The following is a 25902-nucleotide window of genomic DNA, read 5'->3' as shown; positions in this document are numbered from 1 at the left end:
TCTCCCCCCCCCCCGCCCCCCCGGCCCCGCCTGTGGCGGCGTGGGGGGGGGCCCCCCGCCGGTTCGCCTCGTTCCGGCCGGACCACCGGCCCCGGGGCCGGTGGTTCAGGGGGACGGGACCGGCGCCGGCGCGGGTCGGCCGTCGCCGTACACGCTCGCCATCGAGGAGGTGCCGGTGGTGAGGAAGTCCCGGATGGCCGCCAGGTAGGTGTCGCGGTCGACGGTGCCGCCGCCGTCGGGGTCGAGGGCGTCGAAGGCCGCGTCGATGTCGCCCTCCGCGTTCCCGGTCGCGGTGCGCAGCCGGCTGAACTCCTCGCGGGTGAGGCGGCCGTCGGCGTCGGCGTCGGCGAGGTCGAACAGCGAGCCGAGGGCGGGCCGGCAGGTCGCCTCGAACGCGTCGTGTCCCGCCCAGGAGCGGTACTCCTCGAAGGTGACGCGGGAATCGTGGTCGGCGTCCATCTGGCGCCAGACCTCCTCGTGGGCGGTCCGGGCCGCGACGACGAGCGGGTCCCGGGCGTCGCGCCCCACGGCCGCGGCCGCCCGGTCGACCCGGGCGACGTACTCCGCCCGCGAGATGACGCCGTCGCCGTCCGTGTCCAGCATGGAGAAGATGCGGCGCTTCGCCGGATCTGACATTGCGTGTCCTCCTGGTGGCTGTCCGTGGTTCTCGCCGGTCACGCTATCCAGGGGGACCGCCCTGGCGGCGCAGGCGCGTCGACGCCCGCCCCGGGCCCGGCTCCGGGCTCGCCCCGGGTTCACAGCCAGCCGCGCTCCTTGGCGCGCAGGGCGGCCTGGAAGCGGGTGGTGGCGCCGAGGCGGGTCATCAGGCCGGCGACGTGGGTGCGGTACTTGCGCAGGGAGATGTTCAGCTCGCGGGCCGCGTTCTCGTCCTTGCTGTGCTCGCTCAGGGTGCGCAGGACCTGGGCCTCGACGGTGGTGAGGTCGAGGTGGTCGAGGTCGGTGGCGCGGGTCCAGAGCCCTTCGAACAGGTCGACCAGCGCGGCGACGATCCCGGGTTGGCCGCTCTGCAGGGTGTCCGACTCCGGCCGGGCGGGGTCGTCGTCAGTCGGTCGCCCCGTCCGCCGGGCGGGCGTCACAGCGGGCGCCTCGCGCCGAACCACCAGGAAGGAGCGGGATCGTGAACGCCTTCACCCGCTCCCCGTGTCAGCGCTTCCGGTACTCCCGGATCCGGGGGACGTCCTCGTAGTGCGCCCGTCGGCCGCCGGCCGGGCCGCCTCGGGGGACGGTCCCCGAGGCGGCCCTTTTCGGCGCGGCGCCTCCGCCGAGGGCGAGCTGGGCACGGGAGAGCCCAGGGGTCTGTAACACCCCCGCTTCGGCTGTGACGGTTCGACTCCGTCCTCGCCCACCCACGCCGGCTCCCCACGGCAGCTGGCTTGCCGCACCGGTGATCTGACGCCGTTTCAGTGTCAGACCCTCCGAGCATAATGAAGTATCGCCGCAGACGGGGGCCGTCCTGGCGCGGCCGGATCCGCATTCCGCGCGACCCGTGCGAGCGGGGCGGAATCCGCGCGCCGCAGGTCGTCAGGCACCTCGTCCGGCGCCAACTGGGGGAGTGGATAGATGATCATCATCGGTATCGTCATTCTGGCCGGACTCGTCCTGTTCGGCCTCATCGCCGGCTCGCTGACGGACGGCGGGGACCGGAAGAGGAAGTCCCGTTACCGCGGCGGCGACTCCGGCGGCAGCAGCGGCAGCAGCAGCGGCGGCGGCGGTTGCGGCGGGGGAGGCTGTGGCGGAGGTGGTTGCGGCGGCGGCTGCGGCGGCAGCTGAGCGCCCGGCCGCCGGGAACGGAGCAGGCGTGCTCTCACGAACGTACTCCCGTCGCGTCGACCGCGTGCAGGCGGCCGTCGACGCGCTCGAACTGCCCCCCGCCGTCTACCGGACGTGCCCGTTCGAGCCGCGCGAGCTGGTCGAGACCGGGCTGCGCCAGTGGCTGCGCTGCTGCGGGGCGGCGATGCTGGACCGGCAGGTCATCGGCATGCCGTCGTTCGCCGTGGACGAGGCGTGGCACGGGCTGATCCTCTGCACCGAGCGCTACGCGGCCTTCTGCCGGACGGCCTACGGGCGGTTCCTCCACCACCACCCGCAGGGCGGAGAACTCGCCGGCAGCGCGCGGCGCGCCGGATCGATGGCGGAACAGCTGCGCCGCACCGCCGTGGCCTGGTCGTTCGTGGCCCGGCCCGGTGAGGAGTGCGTCCTGTGGGACCTCGACGTGCGGGTGGGCGTGCCCGAACCGTGGGGTGCGGGCACCCGGCCGTAGTGGCGACGGTGCCCGCAGCCGGCATGGTTCGGGGCGGGTCGGCCGGGATTCCGGCCGACCCGCCCCGGGATCGTGTTACTTGGTGAAGCCGATGTTCTCGTACAGGTAGTCCGAGAGGCCCGGGGCACCGAGGTTGGCGACCGACTTCTTCACACCGAAGATGGCGGGGCGCTGGTACAGGGTGACCAGGGCGGCGACCTTCCAGGCCTCGGCGTCGGCCTTGTTGATGGCCGCGAACTCGGTCTCGGGGGTCTGGGCGGCGGCGGCGTCGGCCATCGCCTGGTCCAGCTCGGGGCTGCCGACCTGGCTGTAGTTGGCGCCGCCGTCGGTCTTGAAGTTCGCGGTCGCGGAGCTGGCCGGGAACGGCGTGCCGATCAGCGAGAACGCCGTCATGTCGAAGTCGTACTTGTAGATGTACTTGTCGAAGAACTCGTTCGACGGGGCGGTGAAGATGTTCACCTTGACGCCGACCTGCTGCAGCATCTGGGTGAGCATCGAGCCCTCGTTGGTGGCGATGGTGACGCCGGCCGGGATGACGAACTTGAGGTTGAGCTCCTTGCCGTCCTTCTTGCGGACGTCGCCGTCCATCTTCCAGCCCGCCTCGTCGAGCATCTTCTTGGCGGCCTCGGGGTCGAACTTGCTCAGGCCGTCCGAGTTGTCCTTGTAGCCGTTCTGGTTCGGCACCAGGAAGTGGTTGTTCATCGCGGCGGCCGGCCAGCCCAGGCCGGTGAGGTCCGACTTGGCGATGGTCTCGCGGTCGATGGCCTTGAAGAGCGCCTGGCGGACCTTGGGGTCGGTCAGCATCGGGCTCTTGCCGTTGAGCATGAAGTGGCGGAAGTTCGGGCCGCCGGCCTCGCGGACCTCGCCGCCGGCGGTGGACTGGATCTGCTTGAAGCCGGACGCGTCCGGGCCGTTGTCGTAGAAGTCGATCTCGCCGTTCTGGAACGCCTGCGGCATGGTGTTGGTGTCCATGGCCTTGTAGACGATCTTGTCGAGCAGCGGCTTCTGGCCCCACCAGGCGGGGTCGGCGACGACGGTGACGGTCTTGGCGGTCTGGTCGATCTTGTCGAGCTTGAACGGGCCCGCCGAGGTCGGGATCTTGTCGACGTACGCGGTGTTGAAGACGTCCGGGGTGGCGACGTACTTGGCCGGGAACAGCGGCGCGTTGGCGGCGTTGTTGAACAGCGCCTGCCACTCGGAGAACGGCGACTTGAAGGTCATGATCGCCTGGTAGTCGTCGGCACCCTTGACGACGCTCTCGACCTGGTCGAAGCCGGTCGTCGAGGTGGCCTTGAACTCCGGGTTGGTGCCGTTCTGGGCCTTCCAGTTGGCTTCCAGGTCCTGCCAAGTGATCGGCGTGCCGTCGTTCCACTTGGCCTTCGGGTTGAGGGTCCAGGTGACGACCTGCTTGCCGTCCTTGGTCTCGGACTTGGCGTCGAGCAGGTAGTCCTTGTTCGGGGTCTGGGTGCCACCGGCGTCCGAGTGCCAGAAGGTCGGCATGAGCGCCTTCATGACGTCGGTCGTGGAGACCTCGTTGCCGTCCGCCTCCAGCGGGCTCCACTGGCTGGAGAGCTGGTCGATCGCCCAGTTGAGCGTGCCGCCCTGCTTCAGGTCGGCACGGTCCTTCTCGTTCATGGCCCGCTGGGTCATCTTCGGGGCCTCGGACTTGGCGGGAGCGGCGTCCCCTCCGGAGGAGCTGCTGGAGCAGGCGCTGAGGCAGAGCGAGGCGGTGGCGACGGTGGCGACCAGCGCGACCGGGATCCGGGTGTGCTTCAAGGGATTCCCCAGGGAGTGTGCGGAAGGGTGGATGGACCCAGCGGGCCGCCGGAGCGGAAGGTGCTGGAGGGTTGGCACTGCGGACTTGCGGGTGGGGCCGGACCGGGTTGTTCCGCCGGGCCCGGCCCCCTTTCGTGGGGGTCGGATCGTGGGGTCAGATCACTTCGAGGGCGGCGGCGAAGTGGCAGGCGGCGACGTGGTCGTCGGAGAGCCTGCTGTTGCCGGGGTCCTCGTCGCGGCAGCGCTGCTGCTCGGCCTCGCTCAGCGCCGGGTGCTTCGGGCAGCGGTTGCGGAACCGGCACCCGGTCGGCACGTTGGCCGGGCTGGGCAGGTCGCCGCTGAGCAGGATCCGGGTCCGCTCGCGTTCCCGGCGCGGGTCCGGGAGCGGGACGGCGGAGAGCAGCGCCTGCGTGTACGGGTGGGAGGGCGCGTCGAAGATGGACCGGGAGTCGCCCAGCTCGACGATCCGGCCCAGGTACATCACGGCGATCCGGTCGGCGATGTGCCGGACCACCGAGAGGTCGTGGGCGACGAACAGGTAGCTCAGACCGAGCTTCACCTTGAGCTCGTCCAGCAGGTTGAGCACGCCCGCCTGGATCGAGACGTCGAGGGCGGAGACCGGCTCGTCCAGGATGACGAGGCGGGGCTCCAGGGCGAGCGCGCGGGCGATCGAGATGCGCTGGCGCTGGCCGCCGGAGAACTCCTGCGGGTAGCGGTCGGCGTGGTCGGGGTTGAGGCCGACCATCTCCAGCAGCTCGGGGACGCGGGCGGCGATCCGCTCCTTGTCCCAGCGGTGCGTGCGCAGCGGCTCGGCCAGGATGTCACCGATCGGCATCCGGGCGTCCAGGGCCGCCATCGGGTCCTGGAACACGATCTGCATGTCCCGGCGCAGCGCCTTGCGGTCGGCCCGGCCGAGGCCGCGGACGTCCTTGCCGAACACGGTGACGGTGCCGGCCTGGCCGCTGGGCAGGTCCAGGATCTCCAGCAGGGTGGTGGTCTTGCCGCAGCCGGACTCGCCGACCAGGCCGAGCGTCTCGCCCTCGCGGATGTCCAGCGTGATGCCGTCCACCGCCTTGACCACGCCCACCTTGCGCTTGATCACGGCGCCCTGGGTGAGCTGGAAGTGCTTGGTCAGCCCGTCGATCTCCAGCACCTTGGGGCGCTGCTCGCGCGGCACGCTCTCCAGCGTGACGGCGGCCGGGAGTTCGGGCACGGGGTAGATGGTGGCGGGGTCCAGCGCGCCGGCCAGTTCGTGGCTGCGGTGGCAGGCGGTCGGGTGGGTGTTGCCCTCCTTGACCGACAGCGCCGGCTCCACCTCGCGGCAGCGCTCGACGGCGATCGGGCAGCGGGCCGCGAACGGGCAGCCCTCGGGCAGCTCGACCATCGACGGCGGGGTGCCCTCGATCGGGGTCAGGGCCCGGCGCCCGGTGTTGTCCAGCCGGGGGATCGAGCCCAGCAGGCCGATGGTGTACGGCATCCGCGGGCGGTAGTACACCTCGTCGACACCGCCGGACTCGACGGCCCGGCCCGCGTACATCACCTGGACGCGGTCGGCGAAGCCGGCGATCACGCCGAGGTCGTGGGTGATCATCACGATCGCCGCGCCGGTGACGTCCTGGGCCTTCTTCAGGACCTCCAGGACCTGTGCCTGGATGGTCACGTCGAGGGCGGTGGTGGGCTCGTCGGCGATGATCACCTTGGGGTCGTTGGCGATCGCCATGGCGATCATCGCGCGCTGGCGCATGCCGCCGGAGAACTCGTGCGGGAAGTTGTCCACCCGGCGCTTCGGGTCCGGAATGCCCACCACGTCCAGGAGTTCGACGGCCCGGGTGCGGGCCTGCTCCTTGGTCATGTCCTGGTGGATCCGCAGCGCCTCGACGATCTGGGTGCCGACCGAGTAGACCGGGGTGAGCGCGGACAGCGGGTCCTGGAAGACCATGCCGATGTCCTTGCCGCGGATCTTCGAGAGCTCGTTGTCGGACAGGCCGAGCAGCTCACGGCCGCCGAGCCGGACCGAACCGGAGACCTCCGCGGCTTCGGGCAGCAGCCCGAGCACGGCCATCGAGGAGACGGACTTGCCGGAGCCGGACTCGCCCACGATGCCGAGCACCTCGCCCGGGCGGACGGCGTAGGAGACGCCGCGGACGGCGCGGACCTCGCCGGCCTCGCTGGGGAAGGAGACCTGAAGGTCCGTCACTTCGAGTACGGGCTGCGGCTTGTCCAGCCGGGTGTCGGTCACCGGTCGGAGTCCTTCCTTGGTACCGGGGGTGCTGGTGTCGGGCTGCGGGGGCTGGAGCGCGTCCGTCATGACGAACTCACGACGTCCCGGGTGCCGCCGGGGAGCGTGGCGCCCCGGCGGGCGGCGTTGCGCTCGGCGAGGGCCCTGCGGCGGCGCCCCTTCGACTTCGCCCCGCCGGAGGTCGGGTCGAAGGCGTCGCGCAGACCGTCGCCGACGAACGCGACCGCGATGCCGATCAGCACCAGGCAGGTGGCCGGGAAGTAGAACAGCCACTGGAAGGTCGGCGCGTTGGTGGTGTTGTCGGCGATGATCGTGCCGAGCGAGACGTCCGGTGCCTGCACGCCGAAGCCGAAGAACGACAGGCCGCTCTCGCCGATGACCGCGGCACCGACCTGGATCACCGTGTCGATGATCAGCAACGAGGCCATGTTCGGCAGGATGTGCCGGATGATGATGACCGGGCCGGGGACGCCCATGTACTTGGCGGCCTTCACGAACTCCCGGTCCTTCAGCGTCAGCGTCATGCTGCGGACCACCCGTGCGGTGATCATCCAGCTGAACGCCGCGAGCAGGACCACGAAGATCAGCCAGCTGGAGTTGCGGAAGATCGGCGACAGCACGGCGATGATCAGGAAGCTCGGCAGGACCAGCAGCAGGTCGACGAACCAGGTCAGGCCCTTGTCGATCCAGCGGCCGTAGTAGCCGGCGAAGGCGCCGACGAAGCCCGCGACCACGGTGCTGATGCCGCCCACCAGCAGGCCGATCACCAGCGACTTCTGCAGTCCGCGCATGGTCAGCGCGAAGAGGTCCTGGCCGCCCTGGTTGGTCCCCCACCAGTGGTTCCCGCCGGGCGGCGCGTTGAAGGCCAGGTAGTCGTGGAAGCGGTAGTCGTACTTGCTGAACGACGGCCCGGCGTACGCGGCCACGAACAGCACGACCAGGATGCCCAGGCCGACGAGGGCGAGCCTGTTGCGGGCGAAGCGGCGGGCGGTGAGCCGGCCCCGGCCGGTCCGCTTGCGGGCGGCGGCGGGGGACTTCGGGGCGCTGGCGGCCGGGGTCTGCGGGACACCGGCCGTGGCGGCGGCCAGGGCGGAGACCGCCTCGCCGCCGGCGGCGGAGGTGTTCGAGGGGGCGGGTTGGTCGGCGCTCATGTTCTCTCTCCTCTACGGGTGTTGGGGTGCTCGGCGGGGCGGGGTGCGTCAGCGCACCCGGACCCGGGGATCGAGCGCCGCGTAGAGCAGGTCGGACAGCAGACCGGCGATCAGCACCAGGCCGGCGGTGAACAGGGCCACCGCCGACGTGGTGTTGACGTCGTTGCGGGTGATGGAGTTGATCAGCAACTCGCCCATGCCGTGCCAGCCGAAGGTCTTCTCGGTGAAGGTCGCACCGACGAACAGCAGCACGATGTTGAACACCAGCAGCGGCACCACCGGGAGGATCGCCGTGCGCAGGCCGTGCTTGACCAGGGCGGTGCGCCGGCGCAGGCCCTTGGCCCGGGCGGTGCGCAGGAAGTCGCTGCCGAGGACGTCGAGCATGGTGCTGCGCTGGTAGCGGCTGTACAGGGCGATCTGGATGAGGATCAGCGTCAGGCCGGGGAGCAGCATGTGCTCGGCCCGGTTGCCCAGGGCGGCGAAGTCCCAGCGGCCGGCGAACTCGGCGTCCGTCTCACCGGTGAAGTGGATGGTGCCGGCGCCCAGGAACTTGATCGTCAGCAGCTTCAGGAAGAGGCCGAGCACGAAGACGGGCATCGCGAGGACGAAGAACGAGGCCAGGGTCGTGAACCGGTCGAAGAACTTGTACTGCTTGATCGCGCCGATGGTGCCGAGCGCGACGCCGCCGACCGAGCCGACCAGGGTCGCGAGCAGCAGCAGCCGGGTGGAGACGCCGATCCGGCGGCCCACCTCGCTGTTGACCGGCGAGCCGTCGATCGACTTGCCCAGGTCCCCGTGGATCACACCGTTCGCCCAGGTGCCGAAGCGGCTGACGATCGGGGTGTCGGGGTTCATGTTGACGTCGTCGAGCGTCTTGCTGATGGTCGCCTTGGCCAACGGGGGGTTGCGGCCCTCGTAGTTCGCCTGCGGGTGCAGGCTGAGCCCCGCGACGAAGTACGAGAGAGAAGCCGCAAGTATGACGAGTATCAAATAGTTGGCCAACTTGCGGAGCATGTAGCGGCCCAAGGCGGTTCTCTCCCTCGTGCGGACCCGCGCCCACCGACGGAACAGGACTCCGGGGTCCGTGAGGACGGAGGACCGTGCGCGGACTGCCGTGGAGCGTCTTTGATGTCGGACGGATGGTCGGAAAGGTCGGCCGCCACTGTCAGGCGGCTCGGTTGCACATCTTGCTGACCGGGCGGAGGGCTGTCGACTGACGCTTTGTCAAAGGTTAGGTAAAGAAGGGTTCAGTCCTTTGGGTGGTAGCCCTCTTTGACCATGGCTTCCTCGGTCCTAGTCGCAGGCCACGAGGGGTTTTGCAGGCTCAGGGGCTCCCGGAACGCATGGTTCCACCGGTCGAAGTGTTTGTCCGGTTATGTTCGTGCATGTCCCGCCAGTGGCGAGGATTCGCCAACAAACGGACGCCGTGAGCTGCCTGATCGAGCAGTCATTTCACCGCCTCCCAGCTGTCACTCCGGCCCCACGGGACGGTGTCGCGGGAGCGGCGGGACGGTTGCGGCACGGTGGTCTCCCGTCGACCTTAGTTGGCGTGTGCGCGTCGGGCGCGATCATTTTCGGTCGACCGGGACGGGTGCCCCGGCGCGGCGCGCTCTGGCGCGCGGTGCATCGGTGCGCGGTGCATCGGTACGCGGTGCATTGGTGCGCGGTGGCTCTGGTGCGCGCTGTTCAGGTGCGGGGCCGCCGGTGGCCGCCGCGCAGGACCAGCGCGGGCGTCCCCTCGTCGTACGCCCCGCAGCCGGTGGCCGACCACGGCGACCACTGCTGCGGGATCGTGTAGTACGGCACCAGCACCGGACCGGTGCCCCGGCGCCGGGCCGGTGCCGGCAGCAGTGCGGGCAGCACGTCCGGGCTCTGCCCGGCCAGGATGGCGTTGCGGCAGGACGCGCAGGCCGGGCGCCGGTCCGCGGCGGCCTCCCGGGCGCCGACGGTCGGCCGGTGCCGGGCCTTGCGCGACGCCTTCCCGCCCTTCCCGCCCTTGCCGCCCTGAGCGGGCGGGACGGCCGGGCCGTGCAGCGGGTTGTAGAAGCAGCGGACCACCGGCGGCCGGCGCCGCCCGCCCGCGTGGGCGGTGTGCGCGGCGGCCAGCCGCTCGACCGCCTGGTCGACGAGGACCACGACGGCGGTCAGATCGGGCAGGTCGGTCTCGTCCGGCCGGGCGAGCGCCTCGTCGAGCAGCCGCCCGGCGGCGTCGTACGCCTCCAGCGCCCACAGGTAGTCGCGGCGCGTCACGGTCTCCTCGGGCGGCGGGCTCAGCTCGGCCGCCCGGAAGAGGTCCCCGGCCGCGGCGACCCGCTCGGCGGCGATGGCGGACAGCCGGTCGCGCAGCACCTGCCACTCGCGCAGGACGACCTCGCCGGCCTCTTTCGACTCCCGGCGGCCGGGCGGCCGGGACCGCCGCTCCTCGGACCGGAGCAGGTCGAGGAACCACCAGCGGCGCAGCATCTGGAACACCCCCGTCAGGACGTACGTCGCGCGGTCAGCCGCGGCGGCGCGGGACTCGGCTTCCCGCTGACCTCGCCGCGCGGCCGGGGCCCGGCACAGTCCGTGACGGCTCCACGGGCGCGGCGGCGGACGTCATGGCGGGACATGACGGCAGGGTACCGATGTCCGCCCCCACCGCACCGGCCTCGCACCCGATCTCGTGGAGGAGCCCCGGAGGCAGCGCCGTGCGGGTGGGTGTGCGCCGGAGGTGCGGGGCCCGGAACGGGGCCGGTGCGGGTGACCGAGGGGGCTCGGTCACCCGCACCGGGGGTGGGGTGTCGCCGGGGGTGTCGTGCTGCTTCACCCCGTGGTCAGGCTCAGTTGTCGCCCATGCTCCAGTTGCCGCACTGGAAGATGCTGAACGGGAAACAGATGTAGCCGCTGCCGGTCTGCTCCTCGCTGTCGAGCAGCTGCAGGGCGTTGACGTCCTCGGTCATGGTGTTCTCCTTCTGTGGAGGGGGAGTTGTCACATGTCGTTGATGCTCCAGTTGCCGCACTGGAAGATGCTGAACGGGAAACAGATGTAGCCGGTGGTGGCCTGCTCCTCGCTGTCCAGCAGCTGCAGGGCGTTGACGTCCTCGGTCATGGTGGTCACCTCCCTTCGGCCGGGTCGGGGGCGGGGAGCCAGAGGCGCGGTCCGCCGTGGTGGAGCCGTACCAGCAGGCCGAGGGGCCCGCCGAGTCCGGTGTTGTAACCGACGCCCACCCTGGTCAGGGTGTCGTCGGGGATCAGGAGCAGCCCGTCGTGGACGACGTGGCGTGCGTGGGCGCAGGCGAGGAGTTCCTCGGCGCGGCGCCGGTGGAGGGGCTCGTCGAGGGCGTCGGCGAGGTCGAGGAGGAACTCGGCGTTGCCCGCGAGGCCGTGGCAGGCGGCCGGTGAGCTCTGCCACCGCCAGCGGTACACCTCGGCCGCGGCCTGTTCGGCCGTCTCGCGGTAGCGCGGGTCCCCGGTGGCCTGCCAGAGCCGGATCAGGAAGGTGCCGATGCCGGAGGCGCCGCTGCACCAGTGGGGCGCGTGGGCGGGGGCGTCGGCGCCGCGGTCCTCGACCGGCCAGGCGGCGGCGCCGTCGCGGACCCGTGCGGTGGCGAGCAGCGTCTCGGCGGCGACCCGGGCGGCGTGGACGAAGTCCTCCCGTTCGGCGGCGAGTCCGGCGAGGAGCAGGAAGGTGGCGACGCCGGCGACGCCGTGGGCGAAGCCGAGGTGGGTGATGCCCGCGAGTTCGGAGTCGAAGTCGGCCGGGACGGGCCACACCACACCGGAGCGGCCCTGCGCGGCGGTCGTCAGCAGGTGTTCGGCGGCGGTCACCGCGCGTCGGCGGAACTCCTCGTCGCCGGTGGTCCGCCAGAAGTGGAGCTGGGTCAGGCCGGCGCCGGCCACGCCGTGGCAGACGTCGGGGTTGGGCCACCGCAGCGGGACGGCGCGGGCCAGCTGGGCGGCGTGTGCGGCGAGCCCGTCGTCGCCGAGCAGCCGGCCCGCGTCCAGCAGTGCCCAGGCGGTGCCGGAGCGGCCGAAGTGCAGTCCGGGCAGCAGCTGTCCGCCGGTCCCGGCCCGGGCGGCGATCCACTGCGCCGCCTCGGCGACGGTGGCCCGCAGCCGCGGGTCGGCGCGGTGGGCGGCGGCCGCGGTGAGGACGGACAGGACGCCGGCCGCACCGTGCTGCACGTTCAGCGGGTCGGTCCCCTCGCCGGAGGGGCCGGCGGGCCAGAGCCGTACCGGGTCCTGCGGGGTCATGGTGTCCATCAGATGGGTCAGCCCGTCGGCGAGCAGCCGTCGCGCGGTCCGGTCGTCCAGGACGGCGCCGCTCCCCGGGGCGGCCGCGGTGGCGGCGGGCGGCGCGGCGAGCGCCGCACGGGCCTTCGCCAGGCTCCACCGGTCGTTCCGGTCCTCGGCCATGAGCCCGAGGACGAGCGGGCGGAGGTCGGTGAGGTCCGGGCGGTCGGCGAGCGCGGTGGCGAGCAGGGCGGCGGTCCGTTCGTCCCGGCCGCGGGCCGCCCCGCGGTCCGGGGCGAGCGCCGGGTCGGTACCGGTCAGCAGGTGGAACAGCACGGCGCCGAGGCTGTAGAGGTCGGACTCCGGCGCGGGGGCGGGTCCGCTCGGTGCGCCGTCGACGACCTCGGGCGCGCCGAAGCCCGGGGTGTGCAGGCGCAGGACGTGGTCCCCGGGGCGGGCGAGGGACTCCAGGTCGATCAGGCGGACCTCGCCGTCCGGGGTGACCATCAGGTTGTTGGGATTGAAGTCCCGCAGGACCAGGCCGAGTTCGTGGACGGCCGCGACGACGTCCAGCAGCTGCCCGGCCAGGTCGAGCACCGGGGCCCGGTCGGGGCGCAGCCGCTCGGACACCCAGGCGCGCAGGGTGCGCCCGGCGACGAGCTCCTCCACGAGGTACCGGTTGCCGCCCTGGCCGAAGACCTCCACGACCCGCGGACATCGGCCGAGCGGTGCGAGCAGGGCGTGCATGGCGGCCTCGTGGTCGAGCAGGTCGCCGGCGTCGGTGCCTTCGAGGACGGCCCCGACGTGCCGGCGGGCCTCCTTGACGACGACCTCCCGGCCGGTCCGCCGGTCGGTGGCGAGGAAGACGCCGCCCTTGTAGGCGTGCCGGATCGCCTTGTGCACGACGTAGCGGTTGTTCAGCAGCACGCTCGTCCCGGGGGCGGCCGGGGGAGTGTCGGGGAGCGGGAGCGGCGAGGCGGCCCAGGCGGGCGGGGTGAACCCGGCCGTGCGCCGGTCGCGGACGAAGGTCCCGTCCGGCGCCTGCAGCATGGGTTCGACCGAACCGTCGTTGGTGAGCCGGGGGGAGCCACGGAAGGCCCCGTAGCGGTAGTGGACCGGGCTGTCCGGCCGGTACCGGCGGTCGGAGAGGATGCCCGGCCCCGGCAGGTGCGCGGTGGCCCGGTGCAGTTCCTCGGCGAGCCGGCGGAAGTGGTCGTCGTCGTCCGGGTAGACGGTGATGAACTTCCCGCCGCCGCCCCGGTCGTAGCGGGCGGAGACGAGTTCCGTCAGCCGGCCGGGTGTACCGGCGCACTTGAACGGGGCCCGGGCGGCGACGAGCACTTCGGCGGCCCGGGTCAGCACCGTCGGGGCGGAGAGCGGGGTGGCGGACACGTGCAGCTTCCAGCCCTGCCGGCGGCCGGGGCCGGCGTCGTCCGGCCGGACGTGGCACCAGAAGTCCCCGGGAGTGACGGTCCAGCCCCGCGCGCCCTGACGGCGCAGCACCGCCCCGATCAGGTCGGGGTAGAACGTGGCGTACGGATCCGCCGAGCCCTGACCCGCCGTCTGCCCCTCTGCCATCGTTCTTCCTTCGTCCGTGGAGCCCTGCCGGAGCCGGTCGGCCTCCGGGCGCATCGCCGATCCTGGCGGCGCGGGGACATCCGGTTCATGGGGGACGACCACGTATCTTCCGGCCGTGAACCCCCATGGGGCCGGTCGACGGCTCGCCGAACGGTCCCGGCCCCGGGCCGGGTCCGGTGGGTCCGCCGGGGCGCGTGGTGCCGTAACGGCTCCGTCGGCCGCCACGGCCGGCGGGCGGGGACGGGTTGACGTGCCCGTTCCCGGGGCGGAGCGGGAATCGCGCGCAGGTTCGGAAACTGTCGGCCGGCGAGGCGAGGAGTGGGTTGTTCCCGTACCGGGGGGCCGGTTCCGGTCCTGCCCCGGCCCGATCGGGCGTTGAGCCGTACCCGGGGGCGGCCGAGACGCCGGACGGGGAGCCCGGACGGGCCGGGAGATGCCCGGCCCGGCGCGGTGCGCCGTCGGGCCTGTCGACGCTCCCGGCGCCCGCCCCGCGCGACGAACCGCCCGTGCGGCCCGTCCGCGCGGGGCGGGAGCCCGGTAGCTCCGGGAGAGGAGTCCCCCGACCCGCGGGGGTGGCGGAGCCGTCCTCGGCACCGCGGGGGCACCGATCCTCCGGCCACCCGCGCGCGTCGGCTAGAGGCGTGTCGCGGTGCGGACGAGGTCGGCGACGGCTCTGGATCTGCTGTGCGGTGGCCAGGCGATGACGGTCGTGACCGCCGGTGCGTCCGGCACCGGCACCGTCGCGTGATCGTCGCGCAGGTGGGCGCGGAGGGACTCGGGCACGACCGCGCAGGCCCGTCCGAGCGCGATCAGCTGGAACAGCTGGGTGTGGTCGCGCACCTGCGGGCCGGGTCCGTCCCGATAGCCCCCGCCCCGTCGGGGCCAGCGTGGCAGGGGCAGGTCCGTCAGGGTGGTGACCTCGGCCATCGACAGGTGGGGGCGGCCGGCCAACGGGTGCCCCGCGGGAAGGACCACGACCTGCTGTTCGCTGTGCAGGACCTCGGTGTCCAGCCCGGCCGTCGTGTCGAAGGGCCGCTGGAGCAGGGCGACGTCGGCACGCCCGTCGCGCAGCAGCCCTTCCTGCTCGCCGGGCCCGCACAGCACCACCTCGACGGCCACCGCGCCGGGCTCGGCGGCGTAGGCGGCCAGCAGCTTCGACAACAGTTCACTGGACGCGCCGGCTTTCGTGGCCAGCACCACACCGGGCAGGTCGGCAGCTGCGCGGCGGGTGCGGCGCTCGGCGGCCTCGACCGCGTCGAGAGCGGTCCGGGCCTCCCGCAGGAGTACCGACCCGGCCTCGGTCAAGGCGACCGCGCGGGCGGTGCGGTGCAGCAGGACCACTCCGAGCCGCCGCTCCAGCTGCTGGATCGCCCGCGACAGCGGTGGCTGCGCCATGGCGAGCCGCTGCGCCGCCCGCCCGAAGTGCAACTCCTCGGCGACGGCGACGAAGTACCGTAGCTCCCGCGTCTCCACCGCGGCATCGTATCCGGGGCTCACCACGAGCGATATCCGTGGGGTATCGCCGCCCACCCAGTCGGTCTTGGACGTCCCACCCGGGTCCGCACCACGCTTGACGGCATGAGAGAACAGACGATCGCGCTGGTGACCGGTGCGAACAAGGGAATCGGATTCGAGATCGCGGCGGGCCTGGGCGCCCTCGGCTGGCGGATCGGCGTGGGCGCGCGGGACCGACAGCGCCGCGACACCGCGGTGGAGAAGCTGCGCGCAGCCGGGGCCGACGCGTTCGGCGTTCCGCTCGACGTGGCGGACGACGCGAGCGTGGCCGCCGCGGCCGAGCTGATCGCCGACCGTGCCGGAGGGCTCGACGTCCTGGTCAACAACGCGGCGATCACCGGCGTCATGCCGCAGACGCCCAGCACGGTCGATCCCGCGACCGTGCGCGTCGTCGTGGAGACCAACGTGATCGGGGTCATCCGCGTCACCAACGCGATGCTGCCCATGCTGCGCCGCTCGGCATCGCCGCGGATCGTGAACATGTCCAGCAGCGTCGGCTCGCTCACCCTGCAGACCACACCCGGCATCGACATGGGCCCGGTCCCCGCCGCGTACCTGGCGTCCAAGACCTTCCTCAACGCCGTCACCGTCCAGTACGCCAGGGAACTGAGCGACACCGGCATCCTGATCAACTCGGGCTGTCCCGGCTTCACCGCCACCGACCTCAACGGCTTCCGGGGCGTCCGCACGCCCCAGCAGGGCGCGGCGATCGCGATCCACCTCGCGACCCTGCCCGACGACGGACCGACCGGCGGATTCTTCGACGACGGCGGAACAGTGCCCTGGTAACAGGCGCTCCGGCCCCAGGGCCTGGGTGGCGCGGTGATCGGTCCGCCGGGTTCTGCCCCCGCTCCGGGGCAGAACCGAAGGCCTGTCGGATGTGACGGGCAGCCAACTCGCCGAACGGCAGCGGGGTCTGACCGAGCCCTGCCCGCAGCCCTCCCCGACGTGCGCGAGCGCCTGCCCGATGGCCGCCGACCCACCGGTGCGGCCGGCCCGATCGTCGGCGGTCGGCGCACTCGAATCGGCCAACGTCGGGGGAGATCCGGCTGAGGTCCCGCCGCCGGCCGCACCGATTGCCGTACCGTGACCGGCAGCGAAGTGGAGGACCCTTTGAGCGCCCAGCCCGACCACCTTCCCGCCGCGCCGGCGGCTCCGGCGCCGCGTGCCGCCGCCCGACTGCTCGCCCGTATCCACGCCGAGCCGCCCGAGCGGGCAGCCAGGTGGCTGCCGGCGTTCGAACGGGACTGGGCCAAGGCGCTCGACGACTCGCGTCAGACCTACGACCTCTCCCCGCTGCACCACGTGGTCCGGACCTGGCGGGTCCGTCTGGACAGCGCACCGGTGGTCGACGCGTTCGTCGCCACCGGCCCGGACGACGAGGACGGGATCGACCTCGCCGAACTCACCGGGACGGACCGGTGAGCGACCGCGTCTGGCCGGCCCGACTGTCCCCGCAGGCGGTCAAGACCTTCGTCGACCTCCCCCCACACGCCCAGCGGACGGTCCGCGACCTGCTCGACATCGCCTCCCGCACCCCCTGGGGGTGGCCGCAGTGGGACGCCACCGACCTCGAAGGCGAAGACGTCCGCTGCGCCTCCGTCGGCCAGCTCAGCCTCGTCTACCTGGTGAACCGCCTGGCCGGGCGCCTGCACGTCATCGACATCGTCTGGCTCGGCTGACCTCCGCGGAGCCGGCCGACCTTCACGGCGGGGGTTGACCTTCACGGCGGGGGTTGACCCTCACGGCGGCGGTCGACCCTCACGGCGACGGCGGCCCGAACGGGCCGCGCCCGACGGTCGCTCTGGACGACGGTCGGCGACGCTCCGGTCCTCCGGACGGTGGCCGGCCGTGGCTCCGTGGACGGTCGGGCAGCCCAGGCCGACGGACCAGAACGACGGCATCCGTCGAACCGAAGTGGCGCAACCCCTCGTTCCCCGTGGTGTAGAGGGAACGGCCGTGGAGCACCGTTCTCGACGTTCCGTTCCCCGAAGGAGCCCGCCGCCATGGGAAATCACCGCAAACCCAGCCGTCCGAGCCGGGCCCGTCTCGCTGTCCTCACCACGGCCGTGGCCGGCGGCGCGGTGCTCGCCGCCGGGACGGCGCACGCCGAGCCGGCGCCCGCCCTCGCCTCCGTCAAGGAGCAGGTGGACAGGCTCAACGGGGAGGCCGAGCAGGCCATCGAGCGTTACAACGGGTTCCAGGAGAAGCGGCAGTCGCTCCAGGCCGACGCCAACCGCATCCAGGACAAGGTCGCCCGCGGCCAGGACTCGCTCAACGAACTGCGCACCTCGCTCGGTGCGGTGGCCGGTGAGCAGTACCGCAGCAACGGCATCGGCCCGGGCGTCCAGCTGATGCTCGACTCCGACCCGGCCGGCTACCTGGAGCGCGCGGCCGTGCAGAACCAGGTCGCCGACAGCCAGGCCGCGTTGCTGAAGCAGGCCCGCGACGCGCAGCGCAAGCTCGACCAGGACCGCGCCGAGGCCACCGCGATGCTCGCCCGACTCGACGCCGCGGGAGCGTCGCTGGGCGAGGAGAAGAAGCAGATCCAGGCCAAGCTCGCCGAGGCCGAGGCCCTGCTCAACAAGCTCAGCGCCGAGGACCGGGCCAGGATCAACGCCCAGGAGAGCGCCGAGAAGGCCAAGGCCGCCGCCCAGCAGGCCGCTGCCGCCGACCGCGCCGCGCGCGCTGCCGAGCGGCCCGCGCAGGGCGCCGCCACGGCACCCGCGACGCGCCCGGCCGCCGGAGCCACCCCGGCGGGAGCCGCCCCCGCCGGAGCCCCTGCCGGAACCCCCGCCGAAGCCCCTGCCGGAGCCGCCGCCGGACCCGCTCCGGCGAGCGCGGGCGGCCGGGCCGCCGACGTCGTCAGGTTCGCCACCGCCCAGCTCGGCAAGCCCTACGAGTGGAGCTCCACAGGACCGAACTCCTTCGACTGCTCCGGCCTCACCGGCGCCGCCTACCGCGCGGCCGGCGTCAAGCTCCCCCGGATATCCCAGGACCAGTGGAAGTCCGGCCCGCACGTCGCCCGGGGCGACCTCCAGCCCGGTGACCTCGTCTTCTTCTACGACGACATCCACCACGTGGGCCTCTACATCGGCGACGGCAAGATGATCCACGCTCCGCGCAAGGGGAAGAACGTCGAGGTCCTCCCGATCAGCGTGATGCCGTACATGGGCGCGGTGCGCCCGGCCTGAGCCGCGCCGGCCGGGACGGCCGGGCCTCGGTACCGCCCCTGGCGCCACGGGCCGGCCGCCCGCGGGCAACGCCGTAGCGAGACGCTGCCCCGGCGGGTGGCCGTCGGCGCGCTCCTCGGGGAGGGCAGCGGGGCCACGGCGAAGCCGTGTCCGCACCGACGGGCAGGACCGCCGGAGGAACGGGCCCGTCCCGCAGCAACCGACAGCCCCGTGTGGTGATCACCCGAGGGGACGACGCCGGCCCGGCCGTGCGTTGCGCCCGGGGGTCCGGCGACGGCGTGCCGCCGGGCCCCGTCCGGTCGAAACCCCGGCGCGCCGGGTTCGTCCACGGCCGGTCCGCCCGGGCCGGAAGCTAGGTTCGGCTCCGTGACGGGCAACGACGCGGTCCTGGCCCTGGTGGTCACCACCGCGCTGGGTTTCGACTTCACCAACGGATTCCACGACACCGGCAACGCCATGGCGACCTCGATCGTCACCGGCGCCCTACGTCCACGCGTGGCGGTCGTCCTCTCGGCGGCGCTGAACCTGGTCGGCGCGTTCCTGTCGACCGCCGTCGCGGCGACCATCGCGAGCGGTCTGGTCGACAGCGCCGACGTGACCCTGGTGGTGGTCTTCGCGGGACTGGCCGGCAGCATCCTGTGGAACCTGACCACCTGGTACCTCGGCATCCCCTCCAGTTCCTCGCACGCGCTCATCGGCGGCGTGGTCGGGGCGACGATGGCGGCGGCCGGGGTCTCGGCCGTCAAGTGGCAGGGGCTGGTCTCCAAGGTGATCGTGCCCGCCACCCTGTCGCCGTTCATCGCCGGGACGGTCGCGGTGGTCGGCACCCACCTCGTCTACCGGCTCACCCGCGACGTCTCCCACGGCCCGCGCGACCACGGCTTCCGGATCGGCCAGATCGGTTCGGCCTCGATGGTCTCGCTCGCCCACGGCACCAACGACGCGCAGAAGACCATGGGCGTCATCACCCTGGCCCTGATCGCCAACGGCACCCTCCAGGCCGGCGCCACCTCCCCGACCTGGGTGATCACCTCCTGCGCGATGGCGATCGCCCTGGGCACCTACCTCGGCGGCTGGCGGGTCATCCGGATGCTGGGCAAGGGACTCATCGAGATCGAGTCGCCGCAGGGCATGGCCGCCGAGTCGGCCTCGGCGGCGGTGATCCTCTCCTCCACCGACTTCGGCTACTCGCTGTCCACCACCCACGTGGCCACCGGGTCGATCCTGGGCGCCGGGGTCGGCCGCAAGGGTGCCGTGGTGCGCTGGAACACCGCCCGCCGCATGGCGGTGGCCTGGCTGCTCACCCTGCCGGCCTCCGCGACGGTCGGCGCCGCGACCTACTGGGCCGCCCACGGGATCGGCGGGACCATCGGCGTCGTAGTGATCTTCATCGTGCTGGTCCTGGCCTCGATCGCCTTCTTCGCGGCCTCCCGCCGGCCGGCCGCGGCGGTGACGCCGGAGAACGTCAACGAGGCCTGGACCGGTTCGCTGGTCCCGGCCCCGGACGCCAGCGAGGTGGCCTCGTGAACTCCTGGATCAACCTCGACGCACTGTGGGGGATCGTCGTGGTGGGCCTCGTCGCCGGAGCCGGCCTGCCGGCCCTGTTCGCCCTCGGCCTGCGCGCCCTCAACCCGTCGGCCCGCCCCGCCGGGCGGTCTGCCGTGACCGGCCCCCCGGCCGCCGTCGGACCGGTCGGCTGGGCCGTGGCCGTACTCTGCTTCGCCACCGTGCTCGCCGCGATCGCCTGGGGCATCTTCGTCATCGTCAACCACAGCTGAACGGCCGCGCCGCGGGCGAGGGAGCGTCACCCCGCCGCCGGGGCCCGCGCGGTGAGGGACCAGGGGGCGGCCCACAGCGGAAGGACCTCGACGGTGGCACGGGTGTCGCGCCGGTGCCCGTCGGCGCCGCGCCCCGGGCCGACGGAGGGACAACGGGGACGGGTGCCGGTCGGCTGACGGGCGGCCTCGGAGTTCACTGGGCTCATGCGTCGCAACCTACTCCGGGACACTGACAGGCCCGGTGCGGGCGCATCGACGGGTCCGACCGGCACGGAACGGGCGGTGGTGGACCGGGCGGCGTCCCACCGGTCGGGATAGGCTCCGGTGAGCGAACCGACCGCGCCGGGGGGCACCGTGAGCCGACGACCACTGCTGTTCCTGGACGTCGACGGTCCCCTGAACCCGTACGCGACGCCATCCGGCACGTGCCCCGAGGGCTACGTCACCGTCCACCTGCCACCCGAGGCCCGCCGTTCCTCCGCAGCGGGAGGCCCGCGGTCGTACGAGCGACCGGCGACGGTGTGGCTCAACCCGGCCCACGGCGCTGCCCTGCTGTCCCTCGGGTTCGAGCTGCGCTGGGCCACCGCCTGGATGGGCGACGCGAACCGGTGGATCGGCCCCGTCCTCGGCCTCCCGGCCCTGCCGTTCGTCGACTTCGGTGCGGCCCTGATGCGGGAGCGCCCGGACGGTGTCCACTGGAAGTCCGTCCCTCTCGTCGCCCACGCCGCCGGCCGGGCCTTCGCCTGGGTCGACGACGAGCAGACCGAGGCCGATCACACCCACGTCCTGGCCACTCGGCTCGGGCGGCGGACCCTGCTGCACCACGTCAACCCCCGCACCGGCCTGGGCCCCGAGGACTTCACCGCACTGGCCGCCTTCGCCGCCACCCCCGAGGGCCCCGCCCCGGAATCCTGAGAGAGCCCGCCGGTTCGGACGAGCCCGGTCGTCGGAGAGGCCGGGACGGGCCGTGCACCCGGCAGCTCGAGGCCGGTCTGGACCTCTGAGCACCCGGGCCGCCCTTCGGCCTCCGGTACCGCGGGCGGTGGCGGGAGGCCCCGCCGTCACCGGATCGGGTGAAGATCGCCCGATCGCCGGACAGTGCGGCCCGGGCCCCGGCACGCTCATGACGGCCTCGCGGAGATCGCGGGCCGGTGGCGAGCGGAGGGGCGGCAGTGGTGGTGGAGCAGGTCTTCGGAGGTCTCGCGCCGCCCGGGGGAGCGGCCGTGCCCCGGCCGGCCGCAGGGGAGCGCTCGGCCCCGGTGCCACGTCATGTCGCCTGTGTGATGGACGGGAACGGCCGCTGGGCGGCGCGGCGCGATCTGCCCCGCACCTCCGGTCACCGCGCGGCCGAGGCGACGGTGATCGACGTCATCGAGGCGGCCCGGGCGTCCGGCGTCCGGTGGCTCAGCCTGTACGCGTTCTCCACCGAGAACTGGAGCCGCCCCGGCGAGGAGGTCGACTACCTCCTGCACCTGGTGCGCCGGGTCGTGCGCAAGCACGCTCCGCTGTTGCACGCGCGCGGGATCCGCTGCCGCTTCCTCGGCGGCGCGGATCCTCGGATCCCGGCCGCACTGGCCCGCGACTTCGCGGACCTGACGACGCTGACCAGCCGCAACCGGGGCATGACCCTGACCGTGGCGTTCGACCACGGCGGGCGCCGGGACATCGTCGAGGCCGCGCGCTCGCTGATCCGCAGCGGTGCGGCGGCCGAGACCCTCGACGAGGAGGGCTTCGCGGCCCACCTGCCGTTCCCCGACACCCCCGACGTGGACCTGGTCATCCGGACCTCCGGGGAGCAGCGCATCTCGAACTTCATGCTCTGGCAGGTCGCCTACGCCGAGTGGATCTTCCCGCCGGTGCTCTGGCCCGACTTCCGGGCGACGCACTTCCTGGAGTGCCTGAACACCTATCAGCGACGCGACCGCCGCTTCGGCGGGGTGGCGGCCGACACGAATGGAGAGGCCGGATCGTGACCCGGACGACCGACGACCACCCCGACGGCGAGCACCCCGCCCCCGGAGGCGGAGCCACCCCCACCCCCGGAGCCACCCCCACACCCGAGTCGACCGCCGGAGCTGGAGCGACTCCCGAAGCCGGGTCCGCCGCGCGGCCCGGACCGCTGTTCGGCCCGGGCACGCGGTTCCACCGCCTCTTCGACGACCCGTGCTGGGCCGCGGCCATGATCCGGGCGACGGTGCTGGAAGCCGCCTACCCGCAGATCGGTGCGGCCCTGGTCGACAGCTCGACCTTCCTCACCCACCCCTGGCGCCGGATGACCAACACCCTGCGCAGCCTGCAGCGCGTGACCGGTGCGGACGAGGCGGCCCGGGACCGGGAGGTGGCCCGGCTCAACCGGATGCACGCGCGGATGAGCGGCACCGACGCGGCGAACCGGCCCTACGACGCGATGGACCCGGCGGCCCGCGCGTGGGTGGTCGCCACGATGTTCGAGAGCGCCGTCACCATGTTCCGCTGGAGCGGGCGGCCGCTCGACCAGGCCGCGATGGAGGAGCTGTACGCGCAGTTCCTGGCCTTCCAGACGCTGCTGGGCGACTCCTCCGGCCAACTCCCCGCCTCACTGCGGGACTTCTGGCCGTACTACGACCGGGTGGTCGAGGAGGAGCTGGAGAACACCGAGGCGCTGCGCACCATCCTGTACCACCTCTTCGACCACCTTCCGGCGCCTCCCCTGCTGGAGGGCGTGCCGACGCTCTGGGCGGCCGGCCGGGCCCTCGCCGGGCCGGCGATCGGGGTGGTTACGGTGGCCTCCCTGCCGGAGACGTTCCGCAGGCGGGCCGGACTGACCGAGGTCCCCGGCGCCCAGGCCCTGAGCCAGGCCGCCTACCTGGCCCTCGGTTCGGCGCGCCTGTTGCCGGACGGCTGGCTCACCGCCGACAACCTCCTCGACCTGATCTCGCTGTCACCCGACAGCGACGACCCCCGGGCCAGGGCGCTGGCCGCCGTGGGCGACGGGATGAAGCGGTTCGGTGCCCTGCTGCGACTGGTCACCCCGCTCCCGGACGAGCCCGAGCGCCCCGGCGCCGGGAGGCCGTCGGGGCGGTCGGCACGGGCGGGTGCCGGGCGGCGCGGCGCGGAGGAGTTCTTCGACACCGTGCTGGACCAGACCGGGAACGGCTACCTGGACTGGCCCGACCTGGCGGCCATGGCACGGGAGCTGTCCGGCCGCCTCGACCTGGACGAGCCGGAGGAGACCAGGCTCTACGACGCCTATGCCGCCTGGTGGCGTGAGCTCCAGTCGACGCTCGACACGGACGGCGACGGCCGGGTCAGCCGGCAGGAGTACGCGGAGGCGGTCCCCTCCCTCGCCGGCCCCGCCCTGATCCGGGTCGCCGAGGTGCTGTTCGACGTGACCGATGCCGACGGCAACCAGAGCATCGACGCGGACGAGTACCGCGCGCTCTTCCGCACCGGCTTCCACCGCGAACTGCTCGACTCGAACGGGACGTACACGCGGGCCGCGTTCATCAAGGACTTCCTCGCCTTCATGGCGGGCCGTCAGCGCTCCACGGCCTACGACCCGCTGCTCGCCCAGGCGTGATCCGGCCGGGGCGGTGAGGGGGAGACGGTGCACCGGCGGGTACGGCGGCGGCGCTCGGGGCGACCCGGTCACGCCGCCGTCACGGGAAATTCACAGCACGGGGTCTACTCGCATAGAGGGCGCCGGGGCCATCCTGGCCCGGTCCGAGGTTCAGCGCCCTCACCGGGAGACGCAGATGAAGCCCCGCACCGCAGCCACCGTCATCGCCCTGGCCCTGGCCGGGCTCGCCGTCACGGCGCCCACGGCCGGCGCCAGTGGCACCAAGGTCTCGCAGTCGACCGCCGCCGGTCAGTTCAGGAACGCCGGCATCACGTGGAGTTCCAGTGGCGGCTGCACCACCCGGTCCAACTCCACCTGCACGTCGTTCGAGCAGATCAACTCCGGCACGGTGAGCACGATCATCACCCTGAAGCAGTCCAGCGGCTGCGCCATCAACATCACGGGCGGCACCGAGGTGGGCCACGCCTCCGGAACGTACAGCCACTACAACGGCTACAAGGTCGACATCTCCCGCAACTCCTGCATCGACGCCTACGTCCAGAACTCCTTCACCTACATCGGCTACCGGGGTGACGGCTACCCGCAGTGGAAGGCCGCGTCGGGCAACCTCTACTGCAACGAGGGCAACCACTGGGACATCCTGGTCTACTGACCCCGGCCTCCGGTGGGGGCGGGCCCGGCCTGCCCCCGCCGACCGGCCGGACCGCGGTGCGGTGGGCGCCCGGCGAACGCGCGTCGCCGCGGTCGGGGCGACCGGCGGCGACGGAACTCCGCTGCGGCGCAGTCCACTTCCGCCCGGCCGCGCCTCCTCTCCCCGGCCCGCTCCCTGCTCCTCACCCCTGCTCCTCACCCCTGCTCCTCACCCGTGCCCCGCGCCGGGAACCGGCCCGGCATCGGCCCGGCGGCGAACCCTGGCCCGGTCGCCGGCCGTTCAAGGGAGGAGGAGTACGGAACAGTCGAACCAGCCCGCGGGAGTGACAGATGCCGAAGTACCGAGGCGCCCACCGGATCACGGTGACCGGCGTGCAGGCCGACCGGCCGCAACGGGCCGTGGCGACCGTCCGGGGCGGCGGCACCGTCGTGGTGCCGGGCGTCGTCGGTGCCAGCGAGCTGATCGATGCCGCGGACTGGGAGCTCTCCGTCGAGCACGAGCACGACGGCGCCTGGGGGCCCAGCATCCGCGCCGTCGTGGGCCGCTGGGAGGAGCGTGGCGGCACCCACAGCCAGGTGGTCCGGTGCACCGACCGCGACCGGAGCGGCTACCCCGGCGGTCGCAGCCTCGTCCTGCGGATCGACCGGGAGGACCCGCGCCCCCCGGCGGCCCCCGCGTCCGCCCCCGCGCCCCGGCGGGCCGGTACCGAGTCGGCCGGCCGCCAGGAGGCCCCGGGCCGGGGCGGCGCCCGGATCAGCACCTCCGGCTCCGACCTCCCGTCGACCCGCCCCGCCGACACGGCCGCCACCTCCCGCGGCTTCCACACCACCTCCGGCGGCTGGTAGTCCGCGGCCTCGTCGGCCGTCAGGGGCGGCGTCCACGACGTGGGCACCGGCCCGGCGGCCGCTCGCGCACCCGCCCGGTACCGCCCCCGTGACAGCGGGGTCGCAGACCGGGCACGCGGGGCCCGGAGAGCGCCGGCGACCCACGGCGGCTCAGCGCAGGTCGTGGCGGGTGCCGTCGCCGACGGCGCGGAGCTTGTCCGGGTTGGCCACGTTGTGGATCGTCGAGATGCGCCCTTCGGGGTCGAACTCGAAGGTCAGCGTGGCGACCACGCGGTCCGGGCCGCGGAAGACCAGGCCCGGACCGCCGTTGACCGAGGTGAGCTCCGCCCGCATCTGCCCGGGCTCGATGCCCTGGTAGGTCACGCTGCCGAGCGCGGCGAACCAGCGGGCCACCGTCTCCAGGCCGACGACCGGCTTGAGGGCCTGGCGGACCTTGCCGCCGCCGTCGGTCCACAGCGTCACGTCCGGGGAGAGCAGCTCCATGAGCGTGTTGATGTCGCCGCCCGACGTCGCCGCGAAGAACCGCTCGGTGACGTCGCGTCGGCGGGCGGCGTCCGCCGTGAAGCGGGGCCGGCGGGCCTGGACGTGCTCGCGGGCGCGGTGCCCCGCCTGGCGCACGGCCGGCTCCGAGCGCTCGACCGCCTCGGCGATCTCCGCGTAGCTGAAGGCGAAGACCTCCTTCAGGACGAACACGGCGCGCTCCAGCGGGCTCAGCGTCTCCAGGACGACCAGCAGGGCCATCGAGACCGAGTCGGCCGCGGCGATGTCCTCGGCGGTGTCCGGGAGGGTGAGGATCGGTTCGGGGAGCCACGGGCCGACGTAGGTCTCGCGCTGGTGGCGGGTCGAACGGAGCCGCTCCATCGCCAGGTTGGAGACGATCCGGGCCAGGTAGGCCTTGGGGTCGGCGACCTGGGAGCGGTCGGCCGCCGACCACTTGAGCCAGGCGTCCTGGACCACGTCCTCGGCATCGGCGGCGGTGCCGAGGAGGCGGTAGGCGACGGAGAAGAGCAGGGTGCGGTACTGCTGGAAGACGAGCTGGTCGGCGTCGTCCTGTCGGGGCTGGGTCACTTGGCGCTCCGGATCCTGGTGTAGCGGCCGCCGTGCGGCCAGAACGCGCCCGAG

The 25902-nt window shown here is 73.2% G+C and carries 26 protein-coding genes and 1 tRNA gene; 14 read left to right on the top strand and 13 right to left on the bottom strand.

Going from position 1 to position 25902, the window contains the following annotated elements; genetic code table 11:
• Nucleotides 1–105: 105 nt before the first annotated feature.
• A complete protein-coding gene (locus ABT263_RS35165) occupies nucleotides 106–636 on the bottom strand; it encodes an EF-hand domain-containing protein (protein WP_352297096.1) in 531 nt (176 codons plus the stop codon).
• A gap of 119 nt (nucleotides 637–755) precedes the next feature.
• Entirely contained in the window at nucleotides 756–1097 is a 342-nt protein-coding gene (locus ABT263_RS35160) for a LuxR C-terminal-related transcriptional regulator (RefSeq protein ID WP_352297094.1), read from the bottom strand.
• Nucleotides 1098–1286: 189 nt separating this feature from the next.
• Between ABT263_RS35160 and ABT263_RS35155 the strand changes: the two genes are divergently transcribed.
• From ABT263_RS35155 to ABT263_RS35145, 3 genes are all read left to right on the top strand, one after another.
• Nucleotides 1287–1366 (top strand) — tRNA-Tyr (locus ABT263_RS35155).
• A 215-nt stretch (nucleotides 1367–1581) separates the two neighbouring features.
• Entirely contained in the window at nucleotides 1582–1791 is a 210-nt protein-coding gene (locus tag ABT263_RS35150) for a hypothetical protein (RefSeq protein ID WP_352297091.1), read from the top strand.
• 28 nt (nucleotides 1792–1819) lie between these two features.
• Nucleotides 1820–2281 carry a UCP032817 domain-containing protein gene (locus tag ABT263_RS35145; protein WP_352297089.1) on the top strand — a complete coding sequence of 154 codons (462 nt, stop codon included), beginning with the start codon at nucleotides 1820–1822 and terminating at the stop codon, nucleotides 2279–2281.
• A gap of 75 nt (nucleotides 2282–2356) precedes the next feature.
• On the opposite strand, the gene ABT263_RS35140 is transcribed toward ABT263_RS35145, so the two are convergent.
• The 9 genes from ABT263_RS35140 to ABT263_RS35100 all read right to left on the bottom strand — a co-directional run bounded on the left by ABT263_RS35140 (nucleotide 2357) and on the right by ABT263_RS35100 (nucleotide 14710).
• The gene (locus ABT263_RS35140) at nucleotides 2357–4057 is read right to left on the bottom strand and encodes an ABC transporter family substrate-binding protein (RefSeq protein WP_352297086.1); all 1701 of its coding nucleotides are present in this window, start codon (nucleotides 4055–4057) and stop codon (nucleotides 2357–2359) included.
• Between the two features lie 154 nt (nucleotides 4058–4211).
• Nucleotides 4212–6365, bottom strand: coding sequence for an ABC transporter ATP-binding protein (locus ABT263_RS35135; RefSeq protein ID WP_352297084.1), 2154 nt, complete (start codon nucleotides 6363–6365; stop codon nucleotides 4212–4214).
• Nucleotides 6362–7447, bottom strand: coding sequence for an ABC transporter permease (locus ABT263_RS35130; RefSeq protein WP_352297081.1), 1086 nt, complete (start codon nucleotides 7445–7447; stop codon nucleotides 6362–6364). Before ABT263_RS35130 ends, ABT263_RS35135 begins: the two co-directional genes overlap by 4 nt.
• A 48-nt stretch (nucleotides 7448–7495) precedes the next feature.
• Nucleotides 7496–8449 carry an ABC transporter permease gene (locus ABT263_RS35125; protein ID WP_352297078.1) on the bottom strand — a complete coding sequence of 318 codons (954 nt, stop codon included), beginning with the start codon at nucleotides 8447–8449 and terminating at the stop codon, nucleotides 7496–7498.
• A 684-nt stretch (nucleotides 8450–9133) separates the two neighbouring features.
• Nucleotides 9134–9919, bottom strand: coding sequence for a hypothetical protein (locus ABT263_RS35120; protein ID WP_352297075.1), 786 nt, complete (start codon nucleotides 9917–9919; stop codon nucleotides 9134–9136).
• Nucleotides 9920–10266: 347 nt separating this feature from the next.
• Nucleotides 10267–10386, bottom strand: coding sequence for an ALQxL family class IV lanthipeptide (locus ABT263_RS35115; protein ID WP_352297073.1), 120 nt, complete (start codon nucleotides 10384–10386; stop codon nucleotides 10267–10269).
• Nucleotides 10387–10415: 29 nt separating this feature from the next.
• Nucleotides 10416–10535, bottom strand: a complete 120-nt coding sequence (locus tag ABT263_RS35110) for an ALQxL family class IV lanthipeptide (RefSeq protein WP_352297070.1) — start codon at nucleotides 10533–10535, stop codon at nucleotides 10416–10418.
• Between the two features lie 5 nt (nucleotides 10536–10540).
• Complete coding sequence (lanL, locus tag ABT263_RS35105; RefSeq protein ID WP_352297067.1) at nucleotides 10541–13237, bottom strand: class IV lanthionine synthetase LanL; 2697 nt, start codon at nucleotides 13235–13237, stop codon at nucleotides 10541–10543.
• Between the two features lie 633 nt (nucleotides 13238–13870).
• Complete coding sequence (locus tag ABT263_RS35100) at nucleotides 13871–14710, bottom strand: LysR family transcriptional regulator (RefSeq protein WP_352297065.1); 840 nt, start codon at nucleotides 14708–14710, stop codon at nucleotides 13871–13873.
• A 105-nt stretch (nucleotides 14711–14815) separates the two neighbouring features.
• On the opposite strand from ABT263_RS35100, the gene ABT263_RS35095 reads away from it, so the two are divergent.
• The 6 genes from ABT263_RS35095 to ABT263_RS35070 all read left to right on the top strand — a co-directional run bounded on the left by ABT263_RS35095 (nucleotide 14816) and on the right by ABT263_RS35070 (nucleotide 19724).
• Entirely contained in the window at nucleotides 14816–15541 is a 726-nt protein-coding gene (locus ABT263_RS35095) for an SDR family NAD(P)-dependent oxidoreductase (RefSeq protein WP_352297062.1), read from the top strand.
• 324 nt (nucleotides 15542–15865) lie between these two features.
• Nucleotides 15866–16177, top strand: a complete 312-nt coding sequence (locus tag ABT263_RS35090; RefSeq protein WP_352297059.1) for a DUF6247 family protein — start codon at nucleotides 15866–15868, stop codon at nucleotides 16175–16177.
• Nucleotides 16174–16434, top strand: a complete 261-nt coding sequence (locus ABT263_RS35085) for a hypothetical protein (protein WP_352297056.1) — start codon at nucleotides 16174–16176, stop codon at nucleotides 16432–16434. The genes ABT263_RS35090 and ABT263_RS35085 overlap by 4 nt, the downstream gene beginning before the upstream one ends.
• 324 nt (nucleotides 16435–16758) lie before the next feature.
• On the top strand, nucleotides 16759–17946 hold the full coding sequence (locus ABT263_RS35080) for a C40 family peptidase (RefSeq protein WP_352297053.1): 1188 nt from the start codon (nucleotides 16759–16761) through the stop codon (nucleotides 17944–17946).
• A 366-nt stretch (nucleotides 17947–18312) separates the two neighbouring features.
• Nucleotides 18313–19473: an inorganic phosphate transporter gene (locus ABT263_RS35075; protein WP_352297051.1), complete on the top strand. Its 1161-nt coding sequence runs from the start codon at nucleotides 18313–18315 to the stop codon at nucleotides 19471–19473.
• Nucleotides 19470–19724 (top strand): hypothetical protein, encoded by a 255-nt coding sequence (locus ABT263_RS35070; RefSeq protein WP_352297048.1) that lies wholly within the window; start codon nucleotides 19470–19472, stop codon nucleotides 19722–19724. Before ABT263_RS35075 ends, ABT263_RS35070 begins: the two co-directional genes overlap by 4 nt.
• A gap of 26 nt (nucleotides 19725–19750) precedes the next feature.
• Here the strand turns inward: ABT263_RS35070 and ABT263_RS35065 are convergent, their stop codons facing one another.
• Nucleotides 19751–19930, bottom strand: coding sequence for a hypothetical protein (locus ABT263_RS35065; RefSeq protein ID WP_352297045.1), 180 nt, complete (start codon nucleotides 19928–19930; stop codon nucleotides 19751–19753).
• A gap of 148 nt (nucleotides 19931–20078) precedes the next feature.
• Between ABT263_RS35065 and ABT263_RS35060 the strand changes: the two genes are divergently transcribed.
• From ABT263_RS35060 to ABT263_RS35040, 5 genes are all read left to right on the top strand, one after another.
• Entirely contained in the window at nucleotides 20079–20639 is a 561-nt protein-coding gene (locus ABT263_RS35060; RefSeq protein WP_352297042.1) for a hypothetical protein, read from the top strand.
• A gap of 344 nt (nucleotides 20640–20983) precedes the next feature.
• Nucleotides 20984–21697, top strand: a complete 714-nt coding sequence (gene uppS / locus ABT263_RS35055) for a polyprenyl diphosphate synthase (protein ID WP_502885914.1) — start codon at nucleotides 20984–20986, stop codon at nucleotides 21695–21697.
• Between the two features lie 146 nt (nucleotides 21698–21843).
• Entirely contained in the window at nucleotides 21844–23283 is a 1440-nt protein-coding gene (locus ABT263_RS35050) for an oxygenase MpaB family protein (RefSeq protein WP_352297098.1), read from the top strand.
• A gap of 175 nt (nucleotides 23284–23458) precedes the next feature.
• Entirely contained in the window at nucleotides 23459–23935 is a 477-nt protein-coding gene (locus ABT263_RS35045) for a hypothetical protein (RefSeq protein WP_329491633.1), read from the top strand.
• Nucleotides 23936–24264: 329 nt separating this feature from the next.
• Nucleotides 24265–24780 (top strand): hypothetical protein, encoded by a 516-nt coding sequence (locus ABT263_RS35040; protein WP_352297039.1) that lies wholly within the window; start codon nucleotides 24265–24267, stop codon nucleotides 24778–24780.
• Between the two features lie 150 nt (nucleotides 24781–24930).
• On the opposite strand, the gene ABT263_RS35035 is transcribed toward ABT263_RS35040, so the two are convergent.
• Nucleotides 24931–25848 (bottom strand): RNA polymerase sigma-70 factor, encoded by a 918-nt coding sequence (locus ABT263_RS35035; RefSeq protein ID WP_352297036.1) that lies wholly within the window; start codon nucleotides 25846–25848, stop codon nucleotides 24931–24933.
• Between the last annotated feature and the right edge of the window lie 54 nt (nucleotides 25849–25902).

Source organism: Kitasatospora sp. NPDC001603 (assembly GCF_040298365.1).
Taxonomy (GTDB): Bacteria; Actinomycetota; Actinomycetes; order Streptomycetales; family Streptomycetaceae; genus Kitasatospora.
This window is presented reverse-complemented; position numbering and strand designations above follow the sequence as displayed.